This window comes from Polaribacter porphyrae (genome assembly GCF_002954685.1).
Classification (GTDB): Bacteria; Bacteroidota; Bacteroidia; order Flavobacteriales; family Flavobacteriaceae; genus Polaribacter; species Polaribacter porphyrae.
The window spans coordinates 2,242,088-2,263,087 of the sequence record NZ_MSCN01000001.1 but is presented as its reverse complement, the minus strand read 5'-3'; the positions used below and the strand labels follow the sequence as shown (position 1 = coordinate 2,263,087).

Annotated in this window: 21 protein-coding genes; 8 read left to right on the top strand and 13 right to left on the bottom strand. The window is 29.9% G+C overall.

Annotated features, from left to right (window positions below; translation table 11 throughout):
- Nucleotides 1–21 precede the first annotated feature (21 nt).
- From BTO18_RS10175 to BTO18_RS10160, 4 genes are all read left to right on the top strand, one after another.
- On the top strand, nt 22–1,023 hold the full coding sequence (locus BTO18_RS10175) for a glycoside hydrolase family 113 (RefSeq protein ID WP_146106911.1): 1,002 nt from the start codon (nt 22–24) through the stop codon (nt 1,021–1,023).
- The gene (locus BTO18_RS10170; protein WP_105016112.1) at nt 1,013–2,428 is read left to right on the top strand and encodes a hypothetical protein; all 1,416 of its coding nucleotides are present in this window, start codon (nt 1,013–1,015) and stop codon (nt 2,426–2,428) included. The genes BTO18_RS10175 and BTO18_RS10170 overlap by 11 nt, the downstream gene beginning before the upstream one ends.
- A complete protein-coding gene (locus BTO18_RS10165; RefSeq protein WP_105016111.1) occupies nt 2,428–3,705 on the top strand; it encodes a BamA/TamA family outer membrane protein in 1,278 nt (425 codons plus the stop codon). The genes BTO18_RS10170 and BTO18_RS10165 overlap by 1 nt, the downstream gene beginning before the upstream one ends.
- Before the next feature lie 166 nt (nt 3,706–3,871).
- Nucleotides 3,872–4,603 (top strand): metallophosphoesterase family protein, encoded by a 732-nt coding sequence (locus BTO18_RS10160; RefSeq protein WP_105016110.1) that lies wholly within the window; start codon nt 3,872–3,874, stop codon nt 4,601–4,603.
- A gap of 154 nt (nt 4,604–4,757) precedes the next feature.
- On the opposite strand, the gene BTO18_RS10155 is transcribed toward BTO18_RS10160, so the two are convergent.
- From BTO18_RS10155 to BTO18_RS10095, 13 genes are all read right to left on the bottom strand, one after another.
- Nucleotides 4,758–5,639, bottom strand: a complete 882-nt coding sequence (locus tag BTO18_RS10155; RefSeq protein WP_105016109.1) for a sterol desaturase family protein — start codon at nt 5,637–5,639, stop codon at nt 4,758–4,760.
- A gap of 236 nt (nt 5,640–5,875) precedes the next feature.
- Complete coding sequence (locus tag BTO18_RS10150) at nt 5,876–6,706, bottom strand: 3'(2'),5'-bisphosphate nucleotidase CysQ family protein (protein ID WP_105016108.1); 831 nt, start codon at nt 6,704–6,706, stop codon at nt 5,876–5,878.
- Nucleotides 6,697–7,650, bottom strand: a complete 954-nt coding sequence (locus tag BTO18_RS10145) for an oxidoreductase family protein (RefSeq protein WP_105016107.1) — start codon at nt 7,648–7,650, stop codon at nt 6,697–6,699. The genes BTO18_RS10150 and BTO18_RS10145 overlap by 10 nt, the downstream gene beginning before the upstream one ends.
- Before the next feature lie 20 nt (nt 7,651–7,670).
- Nucleotides 7,671–9,068: a DUF4365 domain-containing protein gene (locus BTO18_RS10140; protein WP_105016106.1), complete on the bottom strand. Its 1,398-nt coding sequence runs from the start codon at nt 9,066–9,068 to the stop codon at nt 7,671–7,673.
- A 10-nt stretch (nt 9,069–9,078) separates the two neighbouring features.
- Nucleotides 9,079–9,897: a purine-nucleoside phosphorylase gene (locus tag BTO18_RS10135; protein WP_105016105.1), complete on the bottom strand. Its 819-nt coding sequence runs from the start codon at nt 9,895–9,897 to the stop codon at nt 9,079–9,081.
- 81 nt (nt 9,898–9,978) lie between these two features.
- Nucleotides 9,979–10,680 (bottom strand): T9SS type A sorting domain-containing protein, encoded by a 702-nt coding sequence (locus tag BTO18_RS10130; RefSeq protein ID WP_105016104.1) that lies wholly within the window; start codon nt 10,678–10,680, stop codon nt 9,979–9,981.
- A 6-nt stretch (nt 10,681–10,686) separates the two neighbouring features.
- On the bottom strand, nt 10,687–11,298 hold the full coding sequence (locus BTO18_RS10125) for a TIGR04282 family arsenosugar biosynthesis glycosyltransferase (RefSeq protein WP_105016103.1): 612 nt from the start codon (nt 11,296–11,298) through the stop codon (nt 10,687–10,689).
- Nucleotides 11,299–11,381: 83 nt separating this feature from the next.
- Nucleotides 11,382–11,876 (bottom strand): rhodanese-like domain-containing protein, encoded by a 495-nt coding sequence (locus tag BTO18_RS10120; RefSeq protein WP_105017551.1) that lies wholly within the window; start codon nt 11,874–11,876, stop codon nt 11,382–11,384.
- 32 nt (nt 11,877–11,908) lie between these two features.
- Nucleotides 11,909–12,877 carry an arsenosugar biosynthesis arsenite methyltransferase ArsM gene (gene arsM, locus BTO18_RS10115; RefSeq protein ID WP_105016102.1) on the bottom strand — a complete coding sequence of 323 codons (969 nt, stop codon included), beginning with the start codon at nt 12,875–12,877 and terminating at the stop codon, nt 11,909–11,911.
- Between the two features lie 111 nt (nt 12,878–12,988).
- On the bottom strand, nt 12,989–14,044 hold the full coding sequence (gene arsS / locus BTO18_RS10110) for an arsenosugar biosynthesis radical SAM (seleno)protein ArsS (protein WP_105017550.1): 1,056 nt from the start codon (nt 14,042–14,044) through the stop codon (nt 12,989–12,991).
- A 75-nt stretch (nt 14,045–14,119) separates the two neighbouring features.
- Complete coding sequence (locus tag BTO18_RS10105) at nt 14,120–14,455, bottom strand: arsenosugar biosynthesis-associated peroxidase-like protein (RefSeq protein WP_105016101.1); 336 nt, start codon at nt 14,453–14,455, stop codon at nt 14,120–14,122.
- Between the two features lie 38 nt (nt 14,456–14,493).
- Complete coding sequence (locus BTO18_RS10100) at nt 14,494–15,204, bottom strand: DUF547 domain-containing protein (RefSeq protein WP_105016100.1); 711 nt, start codon at nt 15,202–15,204, stop codon at nt 14,494–14,496.
- A 52-nt stretch (nt 15,205–15,256) separates the two neighbouring features.
- On the bottom strand, nt 15,257–15,958 hold the full coding sequence (locus tag BTO18_RS10095) for a queuosine precursor transporter (protein ID WP_105016099.1): 702 nt from the start codon (nt 15,956–15,958) through the stop codon (nt 15,257–15,259).
- Nucleotides 15,959–16,034: 76 nt separating this feature from the next.
- On the opposite strand from BTO18_RS10095, the gene fabD reads away from it, so the two are divergent.
- The 4 genes from fabD (at nt 16,035) to BTO18_RS10075 (ending at nt 20,953) form a co-directional block, all read left to right on the top strand.
- On the top strand, nt 16,035–16,919 hold the full coding sequence (gene fabD, locus BTO18_RS10090) for an ACP S-malonyltransferase (RefSeq protein WP_105016098.1): 885 nt from the start codon (nt 16,035–16,037) through the stop codon (nt 16,917–16,919).
- A gap of 192 nt (nt 16,920–17,111) precedes the next feature.
- The gene (locus BTO18_RS10085; RefSeq protein ID WP_146106910.1) at nt 17,112–17,531 is read left to right on the top strand and encodes a hypothetical protein; all 420 of its coding nucleotides are present in this window, start codon (nt 17,112–17,114) and stop codon (nt 17,529–17,531) included.
- A gap of 121 nt (nt 17,532–17,652) precedes the next feature.
- Nucleotides 17,653–20,691: a leucine--tRNA ligase gene (locus BTO18_RS10080; RefSeq protein WP_105016096.1), complete on the top strand. Its 3,039-nt coding sequence runs from the start codon at nt 17,653–17,655 to the stop codon at nt 20,689–20,691.
- 7 nt (nt 20,692–20,698) lie between these two features.
- A complete protein-coding gene (locus BTO18_RS10075; protein ID WP_105016095.1) occupies nt 20,699–20,953 on the top strand; it encodes a SemiSWEET family sugar transporter in 255 nt (84 codons plus the stop codon).
- Nucleotides 20,954–21,000: the final 47 nt, after the last annotated feature.

The following is a 21,000-nucleotide window of genomic DNA, read 5'->3' as shown; positions in this document are numbered from 1 at the left end:
ATAAGTATTTTTAAGAGATTTATGAAAGTAAAAAATCTCTTATTATTTGGCTTACTTTTTATACAGTTTTCCTGTAAAAGTCAAACCAAAAAATTTAATGGTGTCAGTTTTGTAGCATCAGGTATTAGAATTAATGAAACTCATACAAAACCAGTACTAAAGGCACAAAGCAATTCTGTTGCGTTGATGCCTTTTGGTTTTATTAAAAAATTATCATCACCAACAATTAATCATAATACCAAAAGACAATGGTTTGGAGAAACCAAAGCTGGTTTAGTTCAGTATGCAAATCAGTTTAGAAAACATGACATAAAAATCATGGTAAAACCACAAATTTGGGTGTGGAATGGAGAATTTACTGGATATATAGAAATGGATTCTGAAGAAAGCTGGAAACAGTTAGAAGATTCCTATTCATCATTTATTTTAACCTATGCAGAAGCTGCAGCAGAAATTAAAGCAGAAGTATTGTGTATTGGCACAGAGTTAGAAAAATTTGTGATGAATAGACCAGAATATTGGCAAAAATTGATCAAAAAAATAAGAACGGTTTATACAGGAAAATTAACCTATGCAGCAAATTGGGACGAATTTAAACGGATTCCCTTTTGGAAAGATTTAGATTTCATAGGTGTAGATGCATATTTTCCTTTATCAGATGAAAAAACACCATCTGTAGAAGATTTTGAAAAAGGTTGGCTACCTCACAAAAAAGAAATTATGAGAATTCAAAATCAATATCAAAAACCAGTTTTGTTTACAGAATATGGTTATAGAAGTGTAGATTTTACAGGCAAAAAACCTTGGGAATCTAATAGAGTAGAAGGTAGCGTTAATTTACAAGCACAAGTAAATGGTTTACAAGCTATCTACAATCAGTTTTGGAAAGAAGAATGGTTTGCTGGTGGTTTTATCTGGAAATGGTTCCACAAGCATAATGAAGTTGGTGGAGAAAAAAACAATAGATTTACACCACAAAATAAACCTGCAGAAAAATTATTAAGTAAATTGTATGCATATTAGAAAGATTTTATACCTATTGTTATTAAGTATTATTTTCTCTTGTTCAGAAGATAATGATGTATTTACACCTAGAAATTTAGCAGAGTACATTACAACAATTTCTAATAAAGAAAGAGGAAATGTAATTGCTTGTGCAGCTTCAGCAAATGGCAATACAAGTGTAAGCTATATTTTCTATTATCCTGAAGAAGGTGCTACAGATATTAGATATTATGAAGCAGAAAGTGTAAGTGTAGATGAAAATGATTTTTCAAAATACAGGAGAGTAGAGTTAACGATAGAAGATGTTTTTGGTGGTAAATTACAACGTTTTTCAAGAAACAATGCTGAAGAAAATTGGTGCTTGGTTACCTATATGTTAAATGGTAAATTGCATATGTCAAACCCTATAAGATTAAAAAATGTAAATGATCCAACAGGTTATACAGATCAAGTTACCATAGAATATCCATCAACTTTAATTCCAAAATTTACTTGGTCAGATTTCGGAATTGCAAACAACGAAGTTTATTTTCAGGTAGTTTCTGAAAATGATAGTAATGCATTTTTATCTGGTACTTATACTGCTGCTAGTGATAATGAAGTTTTTCAATATCAAGAATATAGTAATGTAAATCAAGAATTATTTAGCTTAATCAATACAACAACTCCACCAGATTTAGTAATAGACACAGAATACTTATTTACATTAATGGCAGTTACAGAAGATAATTGGGTAAATTTTGTGATTGAAGAGACTTTTGTATTACAAAATTTACAAGAATTTTTAGATGCAAAAAATACAAATACAACTGAAACCATAACTTCTTTTGCAGCTAGTGAAGATGGTAACAATAGCTTGTCTTACATCTACTATTACCCAAAAACCAATGCAAGAGATTTTAGATATTATGAAACTGAAAATATATCTGTTGATGAAACTGATTTCACCAATTATAGAAGAAAAATGTTGACAGATGAAGCCACTTTAGCTGCACAATTTAGAAGATTTTCTAGAACTGATGATGAAGAAAGTTGGTATATTGTTACTTATGAAATTGACGAAGTTGTTTACAAAACAGAACCAATTCAATTAAGAAATAGCTCACAACCAACAGTTTGGCAAACTACTATTGAAACTCAATTTCCTGAAACCTTAAAACCCAATTTTACATGGAGTAACTTTGGTACAACTAATAATTTGTATTTTCATTTACTTACTGATAGTAGTTCAACTTTTGTTTCTGGTATTTATACCCAAAATACTTCATTTAATTTTTATGATACTTCTAATACAATATCACAAATAAATACTACAACTCCAGATGATTTAATTCTAGAAGACCAATATAGATGCACTGTTTTAGGAATAAGTGCATATAATTGGGTAAATTTGGTTATTGAAGATAGTTTTGTAGTTGAATAATGAAAATCAAATTTATTTCCTTTTTACTATTTTTTTTCTTGTTGATTTTTCAATCATATTCACAAGAAAAAGTTATTTATGATATTAAAATAAAAGGAGCAGAAAAAACTAAAACTACTTTTATTAAAAAATTATTGATGTCTAAAAAGAGTGGAGCTTTAGATTCTATTACTTTAAACAAAGATATTATTCAATTAAAAAGGTTGCCAGCTATAGCACATGCCTATTATCAAGTATTTTATTCTCATGATAATTTTTACAATGTATTTATAAATGTAGAAGAGAACTTTACAATTATCCCAGATGTTAATATTTGGACAACAACTAACAATGTTTTTTCTTACAAATTAGGTGTGTATGATTATAATTTTTTAGGCAGAAATATCACTTTTGGTGGCTTTTATCAATTTAATGGTTTCGATACCTATGCTGTAAATTTTAGAGCACCAAATTTATTTTCAAGCAAATGGGGTTTGGCTGTCAATCATCAAAATTGGAAAAGCGAAGAACCATTATATTTTGGGACTCAAACAGCCAATTATTTATATAATAATATCTCATTTGAAGTATTAGGCTTACATCAAATCAACTTTAAAAATCAACTTAATTTTGGTGTAAATTTATTTAAAGAAAAATATCAATATTTATCAGGAGCAACAGATCCGTCAATTCCTCAAAATTTAGATTTAAATAAAGCGTTATTAAAACTTGTTTACACTTATGATAATTTAGATTATTACTACCAATATGTAAACGGATTTAAAAGTATTTTATATGTACAATATGTATTAACAGAAAATGATTTTCAAAACGATTTCTTTATTTTTTGGAATGATTTTTTATATTATAAAAGAATAGGAGCTAATGGTAATTGGGCAAATAGATTGCGTTTTGGATTAGCTTCTAACGAAGAAACACCATTTGCACCATTTGCATTAGACAATAATTTGAACTTACGTGGAGTTGGTATTTTAGTAGATAGAGGTACAGGAAGTATTGTTTTAAATTCGGAATATAGACACACTATTTACGATAAAAAATGGCTCTCCATACAAACCAACGTCTTTACTGATTTTGGTTCTTGGAGAAACCCTGGAGGAAATCTTGACGACTTTTTTCAAAATGAAAATTTAAAAATGTATTCAGGTTTTGGGTTGCGTTTTATTAGTAAAAAAATATACAATGCCACCTTTAGAATAGATTATGGTTTTAGTATGTTAAACCGTAAAAATGGCTCTAAATGCGGAATTGTTTTTGGAATTGGACAGTATTTTTAATCAAAAATCAGATTACTTTTTAGGGTAAATTCGTCTGCAATTGCATTATCTTTCATTTTTTAAAAGACATACAAGGTGTAGAATTCAGTAAATTTTAAACTTAACTTAATAGTTATTTCTTTATAAAGTGCAGAAAACAACTAGATTTGTTAAAAAAAGAATTTTAATGAGAACTTTTGCTATCGGCGATATTCATGGAGGTTTAAAAGCGTTACTCCAAGTTTTAAATAAATTAGAATTACAAGAAGAAGATAGGCTCATTTTTATGGGCGATTATGTAGATGGTTGGAGTGAATCTGCACAAGTAATTGAGTTTTTAATGAATGTATCAAAAAAAATTACTTGTACCTTCATTAAAGGAAACCATGATGTTTGGTGCCAAAATTGGTTAAAAGATAAAAGCGATGTAAATACATCTTGGTATTTGCATGGAGGTAAAGAAACCATAGAAAGTTATGAAGGCTTTACAGATGATGAAAAAAAGCAACATTTAATTTTCTTTGAAAATATGAACATGTATTTTATTGATGAAAAGAACAGATTATTTTTGCATGCAGGTTTCACTTCTATGCATGGTGTAGAAAAAGAAACATACACACATAATTTTTGCACAGACAGAACTTTATGGGAAATGGCTTTGGTAATGGATAAAAAGATAGATCTTAATAACAATTTATATCCTAAAAGATTAAGACATTATAATGAAATCTACATTGGGCATACACCAACAATAAATTATGGAGAAACTGAACCAATGAATGCAATAAATGTATGGAATGTTGATACTGGAGCTGCTTTTACAGGAAAATTAACTGCTATGAATATAGATACTAAAGCATTTTTTCAAAGTGATGATTTACCCTCTTTATATCCTAATGAAAAAGGAAGAAACAAATGATTTTAATTTTAAAAATTAAAAAAATCTAAAAAGAAATTAAAAAAAGTCTGAATAAAGAGCAAAAAAGTAATAAGTTTCTAATATATTTGCAAAATAAGTATTGGGGGATACTTATCAAGTCTAAATAGCTGCCTAATTTTTTTAGGCAGTTTTTTTATTTTACAAAAGGATAGGTTATTTGCTTTGTAAATTTTTTAGGAAACTTTTCATCACCTTCAAAACCAATTTCTATATCTCTACCAGAATGTGGAATGTAGTTGGTTTTAAAAATATAATCCCAAATACTTAAGGTAATTCCAAAGTTAACACCATTTTTTCTGTCTTTTGGCAACTCTTTTGCATGATGCCAAATATGCATTTTAGGATTATTAAAGATGTATTTTAAAAAACCATAATCCCAGTTAATATTTGCATGATTTAAATGCCCAATTGTAATATTAAAAAAATGAATAACAGCAACATCTTGTGCAGTAAAACCACCCATAATTGCAAGTGGAATATATTTCATAGAATTATAGATAACAGGTTCCATCCAATGATAACGTAAATGTGCAGCAAAACCCATTTCTTTTACAGAGTGATGCACTTTGTGAAAGTTCCATAAAAACTCATACTTATGCAATAAAGTATGTGTAAACCATTGTATAAAATCGATAATTACAAAAAAAGTAAACAAACGTAACCAGTAAGGAAATGTATTGATATCAATAATTTGAAAACTGGAAACAGACAAACCTACCACGTTTAAAATATCATTAAAAACTTGTTCAGCAGTGTTAGATAAAGCAATCAACACAATTAAATTCAATAAAAAGAAATTAAAAAACATGTAAAAGGTGTCTAACCAAAAATCTTTTCTAAAAAGTGATTGGTTTTTACGCCAAGGAAAAACAGCTTCTAAACCCCAAACTACTAAAGAAATTACGATTAATCCATAGAAATAGTTCTCCCAATTCAAATCCATTAAAACAGAATTTTTAAGATAATTCCAATAATCGGAATAGGAAGATTTTATGATTTCTAAATATTTATTCATTTGGACTACAAATTTACGAAGAGTTCTATCGTCATCAAAATATACGTTTTTATGTTTCTTTTTTAACTATCTTGTAACAAGAAACTAGATTTAATTAAAATTACAAGATAAATGTTGTGGTATAAGTTACTATATAAATTAAATGCTCTGGGTTTTTATGGTCTGTACTTTGATATCAAACTTGGAAAAGGAAAGTTTATTCGAGTTCGAATTTGGTAATATCTTAAGTTTTTTTATTATATTAAAAAACTTAAGTAGAATACACCTTGATGATTCATAAAAGTACTTTCTTTTCTATTCAATTCTAATGGATTACCACTAAAATCATCAGCCTGTAAACCCAATTCTTTAAAAATACAAGCAGTAGCTGCAAAATCCCAAATAGAACCACCACCTTTTTCTTTTTTAGGCAGTTTAAGAAGCATTGCTGGTGTGTTTTCGGCAACAAATATTGCATTTAAAACAGCACCTGCTCCAGAAATTTCTTTATATTCTGATACTCCTAAAGCAATTGTTTTATCATTCAAAATTTCCTTAATTTTCGATTTATTCAGTGTATTTGATAGCTTTTTATCAGTTATATAAGTAAGATGTTGATTAGGTGTTTTTAGTTTCCAAGGTTTTCTATTCTTAAAAGCACCTTTGTCTTTTATGGCATAATACAAATTCTTTCTACTTGGATCGTAAACTACTCCAATTTGTGGAGTTCCATCTTTAGCCACTAATGCAATAGAAATAGAAAAACCAGCGTGTTTGTTTATAAAAGCCAAAGTACCATCCATAGGATCTATGCACCAGAAAAAATCTTTTTCAAATCTACTTTTGTCATCTTCAGTTTCTTCTGATAATAATGCAATATCAAATGTTTTACAAGTAGGTAAAAGATGAGATAAAATCACTTTTTCGCAAGCTTTATCAACAGTTGTAATTATTTGTGATGCATACGTATTTCCTCCTTCTTTTTTTTCAACAATAACTTCTTTATTTATGGACTGTTGAATGATTTTACCTGCTTCTAAAGCTGCTCTTATAGCAATATCTGTAAGTATTTGAAAATCTAGTTGCATAAATTACTAATAACTTGTTTTGTGATTCGTTCACTATAAGAATTAATTTTCCAGTGCTCTGGACTCCATCCTTTTAAAAAACGATGAAAATCTGCCCAAGCTACGTGATATAAATCACGCCATTCTTTTTCTAATTCTTGATTTTTTTCTCCTAAAGAGTTGTGTAAATGGCTAAAGTATGTATCTAAAATTTTACTTTCCAAGCGTTCACAATCTTCTTCATACAAACAACTTCCAATAAAATAGGCCACATCTTTCATTCCACAACCACCACCAACATATTGAAAATCTACTCCAGCAACTTTTCCATCTTTAGAAAAACAAAAATTTGCCAATTTTGCATCTCCGTGAACAAAAGTTTTGTATTTGCAATTACTTAATTTCTTATCAATTGCAGTAGCCGTTTTTTTCAATACAACATCATCTAATACTTCTAGCTCCTGTGGTCTGGTTTCTAGATGCCAATAAGTCCCAACTTTCCATAAGCCAATTGGTTCTTTACCCAAAAAATTAGCGTGAAATTTCGCCACCCATTCTAAACAACTTTCAATTTCTGACCAACTTACGTTTTGTTTTCTTATAGGAAAACCAGCAGCATCCAAATCTTCTAACACCATTAAAACTTCATCATCTTTTTGTTCGATTGCAAAACATTTTGGCAAACGAGCGATACTTTGTTTACTATAATTTTTATAAAAATTACTTTCTACTTGGTAAGATTTTAGTTTTCTTTGGTGACTAATATCAGAATTCCAACCTCTTGGATGATTACTCTTTTTGGGGAGTTGTACATTTTTAACAACGACGCTTTTTAAATCACTTCCTTCCAATAGGAAACGTTTAATTTTACCATAACCACTCCATAAGCTTTGAATTACTTCTTTTTCTTGAAGTGATGAAGCTTTTGTTTTTTCTAGAATGAAGAATTTGAAGTATGGTTTCATAGAAAATAATTGAGCTGAAACTACGTGTTTTGTTGACGTATAAAGAATGAGGGTTCATATTCCCAATTTTCTGTTTGGGAAATATCTACTTCAACCCAGTCTTCTTCTGATAATTCTATCCCACTATATAAAGAAAGTATTTCTTCGCCAAATACCTGATACATAACAATAATTGATGCAGGGTAAAAAAAGTCAAAACTAAAGTCAAATGATAACTCTATTATGTTTTCTGACTTGTTGTATAATTTTTTAAATTCTTTATATTTTTTACGATAGCTATTTTTAAGTTCATCAATATTATTTGTAGGAGTATTAAGTTTTTTTGACATTTCATATTCATTATTCCAGTAATAATCCCATATATTTAAAAATAGTGGTATAAAATTATGCTTATGAATACCTCCATAATCCATGTATATTTCTGACCAAGCAGAAAAACTAGTAAAAACCTTTATAAACTCAAAATCTGACATTAAAATGAAATTTTGAATTTGTTTTTGCCTACTTTCTAAAGTATGTATTTCAAATGTTTTATCATCTTCTGAATAAATATAAATAAAACCATCACTTATATTCGTTTGGTACTCTGACTTTTTTAACCCTGAATAACGTTCAAAAGCCAGCATGAAATCTTCATAAGAAGGAATATTATTTGAATAATTTTCCCTATTCCAGATATTACTTCTTAAAAACTCAATATTACCTCCTATGATTTTAAGAAGAGATAATTCTAGATTTTTTTCTTTCGAATAGATTTTTTTGTTTATAATTTTTTCAAAATTTTTGAGAGTGGAATAAAAGGGATCATCATTATTAAGTTTTTTTAATTTATAATTCCCATTATTTCTTGGATTATAATTGAAGTCAAAACTCATTTGATATTTTTCCTTATTTATTGATAAACACAAACTATTTTTATCTCCTAAAAAGTAAATAAAGTCTCTATTTTTTTTTGTCGTTTTTACTTTTCTTAGATTCTTTTTCCTCTTGATTGCTTTTTTTTCAGATATCTTATCTATTTGTAGTTTTGAGTCTTTTAATAGATTCGTTTTAGGAATAATTAATTTCCACCTAGTTCTTGTTTTCTTTATATTCTTTTTTGAGAATAATTGCCAATAAATAGTATTATTTGAATCATGTAATATTAAAAATACTGGTAGACTGTAATTTTTCCAGTACAAATAATGCGAATGAGAAAAATAAAAAATTAATGAAGATTTAGTCTGATAAAAATTACTATTACCTCCTTTTATTTGAAGAGCTATTAATTTTCCAGATGGACTACAATTTGATTGTGTTTCAACAATGGCATCTATTCCAAAATCTCCTATTGATTGTTCCCTGAAAATCCAGCCAAAATCAGAAAAAATTGAGGCACAATTATGAACTGCAATTCTTTCTGTTTTTAGATTTATCATTATTTTTTTATTAAATAATGTTTATAACCTCCTTAAACAAAGCAATCATTTTAGGTTCTGCTTTACCAGCAATTGCAATAATTTCTGCAATATCTACTGGTTGTAAATTTTTAGGATCGCATTCATCTGTTAATACAGAAATAGCAGCACAAGGCAAGTTGAGTTGTTTAGCTACAATAACTTCTGGCACTGTACTCATACCTACAGCATCTGTTTCTAAAATTTGCAGCATTCTGTATTCTGCTCTGGTTTCTAATTGTGGGCCTAAAACACTTGCATAGATACCTTCATGCAATTGTATATTATGAGTTTTAGCAATTTCTGCAATTTTACTGTTGATAGTTTTTGAATACGGTTCTAGCATATCAGCAAAAATATTCCCAAAAGTATTTGCTCCTTGAAATGCTAAAGGAGAACTTCCTTGAAGATTAATATGATCTTCAATCAACATTAAATCACCTTTTTTATAATTTAGGTTGATGGCTCCAGCAGCGTTTGAAATCAATAAATTTTGAATTCCTAAACCGTGCATTGTTCTAATTCCGTAAGTAACTTCCCAAGGATTGTAACCTTCATACAAATGAAAACGACCAGACATTACCAATACTTTTTTTTGGGATAATTCTCCGTAAATTAATTTACCTGAATGAAACTCAACAGTGGCTTGAGGAAAATGAGGAATATCTGCATACGCAATTTCTTTTTCTATGGATATTTCATCCACTAATTTCCCTAATCCTGTACCTAATACAATTCCGATTTCTGGATTTGTAATTCCTGCTTCTTTTAAAAAATCAATTGTTTCTTGTAGTTGGTTTTGTCTGTTCATAATAACCTTAATTAGTCATTGCGAACGGAGTGAAGCAATCTGTTTATAAAGAGATTGCTTCGTAAACTCGCAATGACAGTTTTACTGAATAACTAATTTTTGCATTTTTGATTTTCCATCAACATCAATTTTAACCAAATAAATCCCTTTATTAAAAGAAGAAATATCAATTGTTTTTTCTGAAATTTTTGATTGATGAAAAACCTGTTTTCCTAAAAGGTTAAAAATACGGATTTCAGCAGAAACACCATCTATATTTGAAAGTTGTATTTGATTTTTTGCAGGATTTGGATAAAAAGAAATTTCATCAACTGTAAAAGTATCTACATCTAAAACCGAACAACTATTAGCACTAAATGGTGTAAAAGTACCCAAATCCCAAAAAGCTGTAAACTGCAAACAATAGAAAAAGACAGTGTCGTATTCTGATATGTCAACATCATTAGGAATGGTTTCTGTATAATTTTGAGTTCCAGAAAAACCAATCAACCCAAAAGAAATATTGTCTAAAGTTGTAGGGTTTATACTTTTTAAATCAGCAATAGATTTACCTTCAGATTTTATCAAATATAATCTTACATCTGGCCCAGAAGCTGTACTAAAATTGCTTCCAAAATTAATGGTAACTGAATTATTTGTATTTAAAACAACTTCAATATCTCCTGCAATATTATATGAAGGAGTTGAGGTGTTGTTGCCAAAATTTGTTGCATTTTCAGAACATTGTCCATTAATGTGTAAAAAAGTAAAGCTTAAAAAAGCGGTAAGTAGAAGTGTTTTCATTGTAAACTATTTAGAGTTGATGAACGTTTCCATAATTTCTGGAATATGGATGATGTCTTCATATACATCTATGTCGTTCTTAACTTCTAATAATTTCACTTTTTTATCAATTAAATCTTGTAACGTATCTTTTCTAACGGTTTCTGTTCCCCATTCTTTATTTTCAAAGACATTTTTATAGAGCTTTTTCATCCCTAAAAGGTAATAACCTCCATCTTCTGCAGGACCAATTACCACATCATTATCATCCAATTCAATAAATGCTTTTTCTATGTTTTCTGATGATAAATCGTATAAATCACTACCAATAATTAGTATTTTTTGATAACCAGCATCAAATCCGTTTTTAAAAGCATTTTGCATTCGTATGCCTAAATCTTCGCCAACTTGTTGGTGTTTTTGATAAATAGATTCATCCCAAATATCATTTTCTCTAATTTTTACAGAATAATAAACAGCTTTATCTGCATTTACTTTTGATGCTATTTCTTGTGTTTTATCAAGTAAAAATTTATAGATTTCTAAAGCAGTTTCATCCCCAACTGTTTTTGCTAAACGTGTTTTTGCTTTACCTAATTCTGGGTTTCTTGTGAAGATTAGTAGAAGATTTTTATTCATATTTTTTTCTCGCAAAGTATAGAAGTCGTAAAGTTTTATTTTATACCAATAAGTACTGAAAACTGCAACTGCTTACTTAAAACTTATTCATACACTTTCACACCTTTTTTTAACCATTTGCTCCAGTCCTTATTAAAAGTGTGTACTTTTTCTGTAGGTTTTCCAATAGTGTCAATTACTTGAAAGTTGGCATTTTTCCATTCAAAAATTCCTCCATACAAATTATAAACATTAGTATAGCCAGCTTTTATAAGTTTGTCTGCAACTACTTCAGAACGAATCCCTAAAGAGCAATACACCACAATTTTAGCATTTTTGTCTTTTGGGAGTTTCGTTAAAGTTTTCTTCAAATTAAATTTATCATATCCTACACAAATTGCATTTTCAATATGACTAACCTCATACTCTTTTTGTTCTCTTGCATCCAATAATATAGCATTGGTTTTTGGTAATGCTAAAGTTTCTACAGACATATAAGGAACTCCTTTTAAGTTCCATTTTTTTAGTAGTTTATCTAGTTTTTTTTGCCCAAATGCAGTTGAACTGATTATTAAAAAAAGTATAAATAATCTTTTCATAATTTTTGTTTTATAAAATCCATCTGCGATGGTTAACAACATCCACCACCATCATAATGAAAAGTAGAAGGAGAGAAGAAAATATCATCTCTACCTAAACTTTCTAGAGCAGCAGCAGTTTTATCGCAAATTGCCAAAGGTTGATTTTTTAATAAAGTATGTCCTAAACCGTCATCAAAATAATCTTCATCACCATAATAAATAGCGGCTTTTCCTGTAAAAATACAAGGACCATCTGCAGGCATTGGGTCTTTTATTGCAGCAACTTCAATTGATTCTATATAAATCAATTCATCAGTTGGATAATTTTTTGGATCTAATATTCTGTAAGGTTTTCTGGCTCTAATTTCTATCGTACCAAAACCAGCATCTGTTAATGCTTTTACATAATCTGCAATCGATAAACTTCCACTTAAACATAAAGCACGTAAACGTTCGTCGTTTCTTAATTCGTCATTCATGGGTTGCTCACAAGTAGGATCACTCATTACCAAACGTCCATGAGGTTTTAAAACACGGTACATTTCTGCAATCGCTTTTTTTAAATCATCTGACTTAAAAATATTGAATAAACAATTTTGTGCAGCAACATCAATTGAATTATCTTCAACAGGTAAATCCATGGCATCACCTTTACGTAAATCTACAAAATCAGATTTAAACCAATCGTTTTGTTCTTCTGCAACTTTAAAGTTTTTTGCAGATGCTTCTAACATTTCATCCACAACATCTAAACCAATTACTCCACCTTTAGTTCTATTGAAATATGCAAACTGTAATAATTCCATTCCTCCACCAACTCCAACATACAACATTTTTGGATTGTTGGTTAAATCGCGAGCGTGTACAGTAGATCCACAACCGTAATTCATCTCTTGCATTATTCTAGGAATTTTAAGACCTGGTAACTCCCATATAGGATTTGTGGTGCAGCATAAGCCAACATCTGGTGTTAGGGCTGCTTCTTTATAAACGTTATGTGTAGTTTCTAAATAACTCATTAGTAATACTTTATTTTCCTACAAGGTTTCAAAAACCTTATAGGTATTCATTAAAACTTATTTTACACCTACAAGGAATCTTCATTCTTCGAAAATACCTTGCAGGAGATTTTATGCAACAACACCTTGACAGCTACTTCCTGCACCAGCAGTGCATCCATAACAATGTTGATTGATAATTATATTCCTATTTTGTAATATTTCTTCATTATATTCAGAAATGTGTTTTACTTTGCTTGCTACTTTTAAATTTAGCATTTGGTTAAAATCACAATCATATAAATTTCCATCCCAACTTACAGATAATGTATTGGTACACATCACATTTTTTACGGCAGCAGGATTATATGCTTCCACTAAAGAATACATATAATCTTCATAATTTTCTGATGCAATTAAGTAATCTAAAAAACGGCTAATTGGTAAATTTGTAATGGCAAAAAGACTATGAAAATCGATATCGAAATCTGCTTTTAAAGCTTTTTTGAAATCATTTTCTAACGCCATTTGATCTCCAGGTAAAAATGCTCCTGAAGGATTGTATACCAAGTCTAATTTTAATTCAGAATTTGGCATACCATAACCTACAGCATTTAATTCTTGTAAAGCTTTAATCGATTTATCAAAAACGCCATCTCCTCTTTGTTTGTCAGTTTTTCCACGTGTCCAATGAGGCATAGAAGAAACAACATGCACGTTGTGTTTTTTGAAGAATTCTGGTAAATCGTAATATTTTTTGTTGGCTCTTATAATTGTTAAATTAGAACGTACAATAAAATCTTTAATTCCTGCTTTGGATGCTTCTTCTACAAACCATCTAAAATTAGGATTCATTTCTGGTGCACCACCTGTTAAATCTAATGTATGTGCTCCTGTGTTTTTGATGACTTCTAAACATTGATTCATAGTATCAATAGTCATAATTTCTTTTCTATCTGGCCCAGCATCTACGTGACAATGTTCACAGACTTGATTACACATATACCCTAAATTGATTTGTAAAATTTCTAGTTTTTTAGGACGAAGTGGGAACTGATTGGTCTCTTTTATTTTTGCTGCAAATGTTGGTAATTCTCCGTCTGCGAAAATTCCATTAGAAAGAATTTCTAGTTGACGAGACGTATTTGCAATATCGTTATTTCTAGCTTTTAAAGATTTTGTTGCCATTGTTTTAGTATTCAGTAGGCAGTAGCAGTATTCAGTAGCCCAAACTGCCAACTGTATCTGGTTACTGCAAACTCATTATCCATCAAGCTTATTCACTTTATTCATCATTTGCACTCCATGCACCAAAGTTGCACCACTTTTAATTGCAGCACCAACGTGAATAGCTTCCATCATTTGTTCTTTGGTAACTCCTCTTTGCAAAGTATCTTTTGTGTATGCATCTATACAATAAGGACATTGTTCTGTATGCGCAACTGCTAATGCTATCAGAGATTTTTCGCGAGCTGTAAGCGCTCCTTCTTCAAAAACTTTCCCATAATAATCAAAGAACTTGTTTCCAAGTTCTTCATTCCATTCTGTGATTTTTCCGAATTTTCTTAAATCGGAAGCATCATAATATGATTTTGACATAAATTAATTTTGATTTTAAAAATCGAAAGATAAAGAAATTATTTACCATTCAAAGACCAGTCATATTTTAAATGATTGATTTTTGCATTCGATTTTATTTCTGTGTTTGAATACTTGTTTAAATAATCGATTACTGAACCATTTTTAGTAAAATCGCCTTTAAACCAATTAAAAATTTCTGATATCTGAACTTTCTTTTTTCCTATTTTATTTCTGGTTGGGTCATTTACAAAAGCTTTCATCAATTTTGTTAATTCAGCATCTACATTTTCTTCTGTAAAAGCGATATTTCCTAATTTAGGACAAGAACCTGAAGCACAATTTACACCTACATGAATTTTTGGATCAAACAATTTCTTTCTTAAAATTTCATGTTCAATATGATCTAAAGTATAGGTTTTACCACCAACTTTTGCAAAAGGAATTTTCCAAGCAGTTTTTCCATCTTTTTTAATATCCATAATGCTTTTTAAAGGATAATTTTCTAAAATCAACTTAATAGTATATGCATTATAAGCATTAATCCAAAAAGCCTTTTGTTTGTTTTCTGACCAAGTAGACTCTGGAGATGTTTTTTCTAAATAAGATATAAAACTATCCAATTTTGCTTCATCAGCTTTGAAAGATTTATAATCAACAATACCATTATTAGAAACGTGAGTTTGTAATAAATTATTAAATATTGAGGTTTGTGCATTGATTTGTGATACTATAAAAGTAAACACAAAAACTATAAGTATTTTTTTCATCTTTTTAATTTCTGATGTTTTAGACGAAGCATTTTTTAATTAATTACAAAAATTAATCCAAAATTTCTTCACCAGCTTTTAAGTTGAATCTTTTTCTGAATGCAAACACAACTATATATAGAATGGGAGTATCTAAAGCAGCAATCATCATTTTAAAAAGTACACCACTAATTAGTAGTCCTAAAAAGTTTTTCCAATCTATAATTCCGAAAGAACATAGTAACAATAAAACCGTTAGTGTGTCTATGATTTGAGACGAAAATGTAGAGAAATTATTTCGTAGCCAAAGATGTTTCCCTTTCGTAAAGTTTTTCCAAAAATGATATACTCTAATATCAATGAATTGTGCAAATAAGTATGCCATCATTGAAGCTAAAACCGCTAAAGGAGCTGCTCCAAAAACATTTACAAATAATCCATCATTTACAGGGGACCAAGTTGTTGCTGGTACTTCTTTTGATACATAAATAATCAATAAAGAGAAAAAAGACGCAAAAATACCAGCTATAACAACCTCATTTGCTTTGCGTTTTCCATAGATTTCCGATAAAACATCTGTAATTAGAAATGTAATAGGATAAGGTAATAATCCCACAGAAACTTCAAATAATTTTGTATCAAAAATTTCAATATCAAAGGGATACCAATAAAAAAACTTTTGAAATATTAAGTTAGAAGTTACTAAAGAAGCTATGAATAAAGCAGCAAGAATTAAATAAATTCTATTTGCTAAAATTTTATCTTTTTGATTCATATTACGAAGTTAGTAAATATTTAGCTTCGAATAAAAATGATTATTTTTGCTGCCACAAACAACAATTAAATTATTTATGAAAGCATACATATTTCCTGGTCAAGGAGCACAGTTTACAGAAATGGGATTAGATTTATACGAAAAATCACCTTTGGCACAAGAATATTTTGAAAAAGCGAATAAAATTTTAGGGTTTTCTATAACTGACATTATGTTCGAAGGGACTGCAGAACAACTGAAAGAAACTAAAGTTACCCAACCAGCAATATTTTTACACTCTGTTATTTTAGCAAAAGTATTAGGAGACTCTTTTCAACCAGAAATGGTTGCTGGGCATTCTTTAGGAGAACTTTCTGCATTAGTTGCAAATGGAGTTTTATCTTTTGAAGATGGATTAAAATTAGTTTCTAAACGTGCTTTGGCAATGCAAAAAGCTTGTGAAATTGCACCTTCTACAATGGCAGCAGTTTTGGGCTTGGATGACAATATTGTAGAAGAAACATGTGCAGCAATTGATGGAGTTGTTGTTGCAGCAAATTACAATTGTCCTGGGCAATTGGTAATTTCTGGAGAAATTGAAGCTGTAGAAAAAGCTTGCGAAATTTTAACAAAAAAAGGAGCAAGAAGAGCTTTATTATTGCCTGTTGGAGGTGCATTTCACTCGCCAATGATGGAACCTGCAAGAGAAGAATTAGCAGCAGCAATTGAAGACACTGAGTTTAGTAACCCAACTTGTGCAGTGTATCAAAACGTAGTGGCAAAAGCAGTTACAAATCCAGAAGAAATTAAAGAAAACTTAATTGCACAACTAACAGCACCTGTAAAATGGACACAATGTGTACAAGCAATGGTTGCTGATGGTGGAACTGAATTTATAGAAGTTGGTCCTGGTAAAGTTTTACAAGGATTAATGCGTAAAATTGATAGAAGCGTCACTGCAAGTGGAGCAAGTTTTGAATAAAAAATGAAGTTGACTAAAACCACTCTTAAAGAGTGGTTTTTTTATAAGTTTGTTTTTATAATTTCAGAATATTTTATTCCTTTTCAAGCCCATTTTTTCCCTTTCAACGAGTTTTTTATCAATGAATTCAAGGAAGTAATGTTTCTTTGTGGCGTAATTAACAAAACAATCAAAACTTTAAAATCAGAAATTATGAAAATAGTATCAAAGAGTATTTTTACATTATTAACAGCAGCAACTTTACTATTATTTATAAGTTGTGAATCGAACGAAGAAGCGATACCAGAGACCATTGAAACTAAAACAGAGTTATTAGAAAGTGGTGAATGGCTTTTAAAAGGTTTTGAAGATAGAGTAATGTACACTTTTGTTAATGGAGAAAGAGCAACATATTATGGAGAAAATGATATATTCCCAAATGAGCCAATTCCAGGAAAACATGCATATTCTTTTCAAGATGATAAAATAACGATAGATTTAAATTTTGGAAATATTTATACTTATGAAATAAAATTTTCTTGTGATAATAATATTATTCAATTTTATAATGATAAAGGAGAATTGAATAGTGCATTGTATAGAAAAGGATCTAATTACCAACAATGTTTGTAAAATATTCTTATACCCCTAAAAAGCTTTCAAATTTATTTTGAAAGCTTTTTTTATTTACAATATTTACACTTTTTGCTTACAAAGAATAAGCGTAAATTTGCACTCTCTAAATTGAAAGAAGATGCAATACAATCATCAAGAAATAGAAAAGAAATGGCAAGAGTATTGGGCGAATAACCAAACTTTTAAGGCTTCTAATACTTCAGATAAACCTAAATATTATGTGTTAGATATGTTTCCTTATCCAAGTGGAGCAGGCTTACATGTTGGGCATCCTTTAGGATATATTGCATCAGATATTTATGCACGCTACAAACGCCACAAAGGATTTAATGTTTTGCATCCACAAGGTTATGATTCTTTTGGATTGCCAGCAGAACAATATGCCATTCAAACTGGTCAACATCCAGCAAAAACTACCGAAGAAAATATTAAAACCTATAGAAGACAACTAGATCAAATTGGTTTTTCTTTTGATTGGTCTCGTGAAGTTAGAACTTCAAATCCAGAATATTATAAATGGACACAATGGATTTTCATTCAGCTGTTTAATTCTTGGTACAATAAAGATTCAGATAAAGCAGAAGATATTTCATCATTAATTTCAATTTTAGAAAACGAAGGGAACATAAATGTAAATGCAGTTTGTGATGAAGATATCATTTCTTTTTCAAGTGATGATTGGAACAGCTTTTCATCAACAAAACAACAAGAAATTTTATTACAATATCGTTTAACATTTTTGTCAGATACAGAAGTAAACTGGTGTCCTGCTTTAGGAACAGTGTTAGCAAATGATGAAATTGTAAATGGAGTTTCAGAAAGAGGTGGTCATCCTGTTGTTAGAAAAAAGATGACCCAATGGTCTATGCGAATTTCTGCCTATGCACAACGTTTGTTAGATGGATTAAATACTATTGATTGGCCACAACCACTAAAAGACTCACAAACCAATTGGATTGGTAGAAGTCAAGGTGCTTCAATCAAGTTCAAAGTTCAAAGTTCAGAGTTGGAAAGTAATGTCATTGCGAGTGAAACGAAGCAATCTCTTTCAAAAGAAGAGATTACTTCGTCGCAAACTCCTCGTAATGACGAGTATGAAATTGAAGTATTTACTACAAGACCTGATACAATTTTCGGAGTGTCCTTTATGACGCTTGCACCAGAACACGAATTAGTCTCAAAAATTACAACTGATGCTCAAAAAGCAGAAGTTGAAACTTATATACAAGCTACAGCAAAACGTTCTGAACGTGATAGAATGGCTGATGTAAAAACCATTTCTGGTGCATTTACTGGTGCTTATGCAATTCATCCTTTTTCAGGTGAAAAAGTGCAAATTTGGATTGGTGATTATGTGTTAGCATCTTATGGAACAGGTGCTGTAATGGCTGTTCCTTGTGGAGATCAACGTGATTATGATTTTGCAAAACATTTTGATATTCCTATTCCAAATATTTTCGATAATGTTGATATTTCTGAAGCTGCTCACGCAGATAAAGAGGGAACTGTAATTGCAAATTCAGATTTTTTATCAGGGTTAAAATATAAAAAAGCGTTAAAATTAGCCATTTACGAAATCGAAAAAAGAGGTTTTGGTTATGGTAAAACCAATTATAGATTACGAGATGCAGTCTTTAGCAGACAGCGATATTGGGGAGAGCCATTTCCTGTGTATTACAAAGACGGAATGCCACAAATGATTGGTGCAAAACACTTGCCAATTGTATTGCCAGAAGTGGAAAAGTATTTACCAACAGAAGATGGAAAGCCGCCTTTAGGAAATGCAGAAGTTTGGGCTTGGGATAGTAAGCAGTCAACAGTTGTCAGTAATCAGTTAATTGATAACAAGACTGTATTTCCACTAGAATTAAATACGATGCCTGGTTGGGCTGGAAGTTCTTGGTATTTTAACAGATATATGGATGCCAATAATGCCAACGAGTTCGCTAGTCAAGAAGCACTAGACTATTGGAAAGAAGTTGATTTATATATTGGAGGTTCAGAACACGCAACAGGACATTTATTGTATGCACGTTTTTGGCAAAAATTCTTGTTTGATAAAGATGTTGTTCCTGTGGATGAGTTTGCTAAAAAACTAATTAACCAAGGAATGATTTTGGGAACTAGTGCGTTAGCTTATAAAGCAAATATATATATGAAAACAGGTTGTTCTTTAGGGAATCATACAGACGATATTTTATCTAAAATACCTCCAGTTTTTGTTTCAAAAGGGATGTTTAATTCAGATAATGATTTTGAAACCTTGGTTAAGAATTACTTATTTGATAACAAAATTTTATGCATTGGCGATGTAGAATCTTTAGTTGTTGGAAAAATGCCACTTCATGCGGATGTTTCATTCGTAAATTCTTCAGATGAACTAGATATTGAAGCCTTTAAAAATTGGAGAGCTGAATTTAAAGATGCCCAATTTATTCTTGAAGATGATAAATATATAGTAGGTAGAGAAGTTGAAAAAATGTCTAAACGTTGGTTCAATGTTGTAAATCCAGATGATATTTGTGAAGAATATGGTGCAGATGCTTTGCGTTTGTTTGAGATGTTTTTAGGGCCATTAGAACAATCTAAACCTTGGAAAACTTCTGGGATTTCTGGTGTTTATTCTTTTCTAAAGAAATTATGGAAACTTTTTTATAATGGAGAAGAAATCTCAATTTCAGATGTAGAACCAACAAAAGAGGAATACAAGGTTTTACACAAAACCATCAAAAAAGTAGAAGAAGATATAGAGAATTTTTCTTTTAATACTTCTGTTTCTACGTTTATGATTGCTGTAAACGAGTTAACAGCTCAAAAGTGTAACAAACGTGAAATTTTAGAACCTTTATTAATTTTATTATCACCTTATGCACCACATATTACAGAAGAATTGTGGAACAAATTAGGAAACAAAGAATCAATCTCAACTGCTCCTTTCCCAATTTTTGAAGCTAAACATTTGGTAGAAAGTGTCAAAAACTACCCGATTTCATTTAATGGAAAAATGCGTTTTACTATAGAGTTGCCTTTAGATTTATCGAAAGAAGAAATTGAGAAAATAGTTTTAGAGCATGAGAAAACCCAAGCACAATTGCAAGGCAGAACTCCTAAAAAAGTAATTGTGGTTCCTGGGAAAATTGTAAATATTGTTGGTTAGCTTTTAGATGAATATATTTGAAGTTTTAGGTTATTTGGCTGCTATTTTAACTACCATTTCGTTTTTACCACAGGTTTTTAAAATCTATAAGACTAAAGAAACAAAATCTATCTCATTATCTATGTATATTGTATTAACAATTGGCATTTTGCTTTGGCTTATATATGGTATTCATTTAAAAAGTTTGCCTATGATTCTTGCAAATTCAATTACACTAATTTCATTAATCTATATTTTGTTAATGAAAGTTAAATACAAATAGCTAATTTTATATCTTATACACAATACATTGATTATCTATCAATAAAA